This is a genomic window from Nocardia carnea (genome assembly GCF_029869215.1).
In the GTDB taxonomy this organism is placed as follows: Bacteria; Actinomycetota; Actinomycetes; order Mycobacteriales; family Mycobacteriaceae; genus Nocardia; species Nocardia carnea_B.
In genome coordinates this window covers 1-4781 of sequence record NZ_JARWPM010000281.1, presented here as the reverse complement: position 1 = coordinate 4781, position 4781 = coordinate 1, and the positions used below count along the sequence as shown (strand labels likewise).

Genomic DNA, 4781 nt, shown 5'->3' with positions numbered 1-4781 from the left:
CCCCCGCCCCCCCCCCCGCCACCCCCGGGCCCGCCCCCCCGCCCCCCCGGCCCCAACCGCGGCCCCGGGCCGAACCCTCCAAGGGCCTCGCTGGACTCGGCGCCGCCGTAGCTGCGTTCGATGCGGGCCTGCCCGCCGAATACCTGGCTGGACTCGGCGCCGCCGTGGTGGTGGCGGGGTCTGGGAGCTGTGGGGCCTGCGTCAGCCCAGGCGGGCGGGTGGGCGTGTTTCCACGGGGGTGGGGGTCGCGACCGGATTCGCCGAGGTGGTTCGTGGCTGCCGGCGGGTGGTGGCGACGGCGCCCGTCCAGTGGGTGTCCAGGGAAATCCCGGGGCGCAGGAACTCCGGGAGCCAGGGGAGTAGTGGGTCGGGGGCGCGGTCGACGATGCCACCGGCCGGGTCGTCCAGATAGTCGCGGCGGACCAGATCCTGTTCGGGCCGGTAGATCTGGTGGACGATGAGCACGCACAGGGCGATCACCGCGATATCGCGGAGCAGTACGGTCCCGGTGAACCACTGTTCGGGCAGGCCTTTGCGGTCGATGCCGAGGTAGTAGAACATCCGGGGCGCCCAGACCAGGGCGTCGATCGTCATCCAGGCCAGCAGCAGCCGCCGATGCGGGAGGGCGAGCACCGCGATCGGTATCAGCCACAGCGAGTACTGCGGGCTCCAGACCTTGTTGGTCAGCAGGAAGGCCGCGATCACCAGGAAGCACAGCTGGGCCAGCCGGGGCCGGCGCGGGGCGGTGAGCCCGATATAGGCGATGGCGGCGCAGGCCGCCGCGAACAGCAACAGCGACACCAGGTTGAGCACGGTCGGTGCCTCGCCGTGGCGTAGCGTGCCGTCGAACCCGTTCCAGTCGGTGAACGACATCACCACGTTGTAGATCGAATCCGGGTCGGCGTGGCGAGTGGTGTTGAGCCGGAAGAATTCCCGCCAGCCGTCGGGATACAGCAGCGCGATCGGCAGGTTCACCAGCGCCCAGGTCGTCAGTGCGCCGCCGGCGGTGAGACCGGCCGCGCCCAGCGGCCGCTCGGCCAGCAGCCGGATCCGGGCCGGGATCTCGGACGACCACGCGGCCAGATCGGCCGAACCGCGGATATCGCGCAACCGGATCGCGAACTGGGCGCGCGGCATCCGCTGCATCGGGTCGGCGCGCAGGCACAACACCAGAATCGGGCCGAGCAGCAGCAGCGGATACAGTTTCGCCGCGCCGCCCAGGCCGAGCAGCACACCGGCCAGCAGCGGCCGGCGCCGGGCCCAGGCCAGCAGGCCGGTGGCGGCGAAGGCGGTGGCGAGGAAATCGAAATTGGTGAAGGCGTGCACGATCACCAGCGGTGAACACGCCATCAGCACCGTATCCCAGACGCGGCGCCCGGCCAGTACCGCGGTCGCCCAGATGGTCACCAGCCAGGCCATCGCCAGGCCCAGGGCGACCACATTGAAATACAGGACCACCTGCAGTGCCCCCGGCAGCGGGCTCGCATCCCAGGACTTGGCAACCAGCATGGAAACGTACTGGTACAGCCCCGAAAGGACCGGGTATTCCATATGCCGGACCTCGGTGCCGCCGCCCGGCGTTTCCTCCACCCACGATTTCTTGTACGGGAAGGCGCCCTCGTTGAGCCGTTCGGCGCCGTAGAGCGGGACGGTGTCCGAGTAGCACATGGCGGTGTACTGGCGGCCGTTGTTCCAGTCGAGGGTGAGCGCACCCCCGGCCGTGGTGGTCTGCTGGATACAGCCGGCCTTGGCGAACCACCCGAAGGCCAGGAAGATCACCGCGCAGGCCAGCAGCACCCGCATCGGGGTCCAGAACCGTGCCCGCCCGATGAGTGCGTGATCGCCGACCGGGCCACCGATCACCGTGCACAACTGGGCGGTCATCGAATCGTTGCGGCTGGGTTTGTCGCGGGCGTCGGCCGAACGCAGGTCGGGGGCAAGCGGGGCCGGCGCGTCGTATCCGGCGCCGGCGCCCCGGTGGGCGGGCCCGTCTCCGGGATCGTTCCCGTCGTCCGGCCCACCCACCAGTCGCTGCTCGCTCACGGCACCCGAGGTTACCTGTTACGGGCGTACGGTCCGGACCGAGCCGGACCCTCGCGGTGGGTTGCGGCTCGGTCAGCCGCCGTCTCCGGCACCGCCGGGGCCGCCCGGACCACCGGACTCGGTATCTTCCCCGCCGGTATCGGTATCCGTGCCGGGGCTCGGCGCCTGGGTAACGGTCGGCACGGTGCCCTCCGGCCCGGCAGTGGGCTGCCCCGGTAGCGGACCGGCGCCGCTGTCGTTCTGCGGCTGGCCCTGCGGCTGATTCTGGGTGCGCGGGTTGGGCGCCACCCCGGGCACCGGAATGGTGATACCGGGCAGGATTTCGACCTGGCTCGGCTGGATCACCACCGGCGGTTCGAACGTCGGCATGGTCGTTGACGGCGCGGTGTACGGGGCGGTCCACTTGGGGACACCCGCCTGACCCTTGATGGGCGCCGGCTTCGGGAACTTCTCGTTGGGCGTGCCCTCGAGGGCGCCGTCCATCGTGTCCTTCCAGATATCCGACGGGAGGCTGGAACCGTAGATCATCGCACCGCCGTAGTTGCGCAGCGGCGAGTTGTCGGTGGTGCCCACCCAGACCGCGGTGGACAGCGACGGGGTGTAGCCCACCATCCACGCGTCCTTGTTCTCCCCGGTATCGCCGAGCTGCGCGGTACCGGTCTTGGCGGCCGAGGGGCGGCCACCGGCGAGCCCGTGGTTACGGGAGTACGCGGCGATCGGTTCCATCGCGGCGGTCACATTGTCGGCGACGGCTTCCGAAACCCGCTTCTCCCCGGCCACATCGCCGCGGTCCAGCAGAACCTGACCATCGGCTGTCACGACCTTGGTCACGAAATGCGGTTTGTGGTACGTCCCGGAGGCCGCCAGGGTCGCGTACGCCGAGGCCATATCCAACGGCCGGGCCTGGTACTGGCCGAGCACGATACCGTTGTTCGGCCCGGCGCCGCCCGGTTCGGTCAGGGTGGGGCCAAGACCCGGGAGCTCTTCCGGAATGCCCAGTTTATGGCCCATTTCGGCGATTTTCTCCGGGCCGTTCTCCATTTCCAGCTGCATCCGGTAGAAGCTGGTGTTGAGCGACCGTTTGAGCGCTTCGGCGATGGTGCAGACACCGCACTGTTCGCCTTCGACGTTGGTGATCTCGATACCGTTCACCGTGATGGGCGAGCTGTCGTACATCTGCGACAGCGGTTTGCCCTCTTCCAGGTTCTGTGCCAAGCCGATCACCTTGAACGACGAGCCGGTTTGCAGGGCCGCGTTGGCGAAGTCGTAGCCGTACCCGTCCTCACCGCCGTAGTAGGCCCGCACCGCACCGGATTTCGGGTCGATCGAGACCACCGCGGTGCGCAGTTTGTCCGGTTCGCCCTCCATATTCGTATGGACGGAGTCGAGCGCGGCCTGCTGGGCCTGTGCGTCGATGGTCGTGGTGATCTCCAGGCCCGCGGTGTTCAACTGCTGTTCGCTGATCCCGGCCTCGGAGAGCTCGCGCAGCACCTGCGCCTTGATATGGCCTTCCGGGCCCGTGGAATCGGTTTTCTGGCCGGTCTCCGACGACGACTTCACCGGGGGATAGGTCATCCCCGCGCGTTCGTTGCGGTCGAGATTGCCGCCGGCGACCATACCGTCGAGAACATAGTTCCAGCGCGATTCCGCGCCCTCCGGATTCGATTCCGGATCCAGCAGGGAGGGCAGCTGGATGGTCGCGGCGAGAACGGCGCCCTCCGCGACGTTCAACTCCTGCACCGGCTTACCGAAATACGCCTTGGCGGCCGCGTCGATACCGTAGGCGCCGCGCCCGAAGTAGATGGTGTTCAGGTAGGCGGTGAGGATCTCGTCCTTGCTCCATTGCCGGGCCATCTTCGCGGAGATGACCAGCTCGTGCAGCTTACGGGTGATACTGCGTTCGTCACCGACCAGCGCGTTCTTCACGTACTGCTGAGTGATCGTCGAACCACCACCGGCGCTTTCCCGGCCCAGGAGGTTGTCGCGCGCCGCGCGGGCGAAACCGGAGATCGAGAAACCGGGGTTGCTGTAGAAATCGCGGTCCTCGGCGGCGATCACGGCATTGCGGACATGCGGCGGGATCTGATCGATCGTCACATCGGTACGGTTGCCCTGCGGGGGCACGACCCGGGTGATCTCGGTTTCCCCGTCGTTGGCGAGGATCGTCGCGACCTGATTGGTCTTGAGGTCGCCGGGTTCGGGTACCGACACCGTGGAATAGGCAATGAGGAAAACCGTGCTCGGCACCACGATGGCCAGCGCGACCAGTACATAGGCGATGCGGCGCACGATTTTCCACCGGCTCTTGCGTTTCTGTCCCGGACCCCGTCCCTCGGGGCCGCCGGGACCCCCGGAGCGGTTCTCGCCCGGCCGCCGGGGCGGCGGGCCACCACCGGGGCCGGAGCGTACGCGGGAGCGGCCTTCCTGGCCGACCGCGCGACGTTCCCCGGTGTTCGCGCCCGGACGGGTCGCCTGACGGGGGCCGGTCGCGGTGCGTTCGCGCCGGGTGGTTTCGGCCGACCCGGCGGCCGCGGCCGGGTTCGGCATCTTCACGGTGCCCTGTTCGCCGCGCTGCGGGCCCGGCTCGCCGGGCCGGCCCATCCGCTGCGTCGGCTGGTTGGGGGGCTGCGGCCGGCCCGGCGGTGGGCCGCCCGGGGGGGGGCCCGGGCGCGGCGGCGGCGGCGGGCCCCGCGGGGGCCGCGGCCGACCGCCGGGGGGATTTTAAACAAAACCAGGCC

The 4781-nt window shown here is 69.5% G+C and carries 2 protein-coding genes; both read right to left on the bottom strand.

Annotated elements, in window-relative coordinates; translation table 11 throughout:
• Positions 1 to 201 precede the first annotated feature (201 nt).
• Positions 202 to 2043 (bottom strand): glycosyltransferase family 87 protein, encoded by a 1842-nt coding sequence (locus tag QH276_RS19605; RefSeq protein ID WP_432278565.1) that lies wholly within the window; start codon positions 2041 to 2043, stop codon positions 202 to 204.
• A 72-nt stretch (positions 2044 to 2115) separates the two neighbouring features.
• A complete protein-coding gene (locus QH276_RS19600; protein WP_432278566.1) occupies positions 2116 to 4590 on the bottom strand; it encodes a transglycosylase domain-containing protein in 2475 nt (824 codons plus the stop codon).
• Positions 4591 to 4781: the final 191 nt, after the last annotated feature.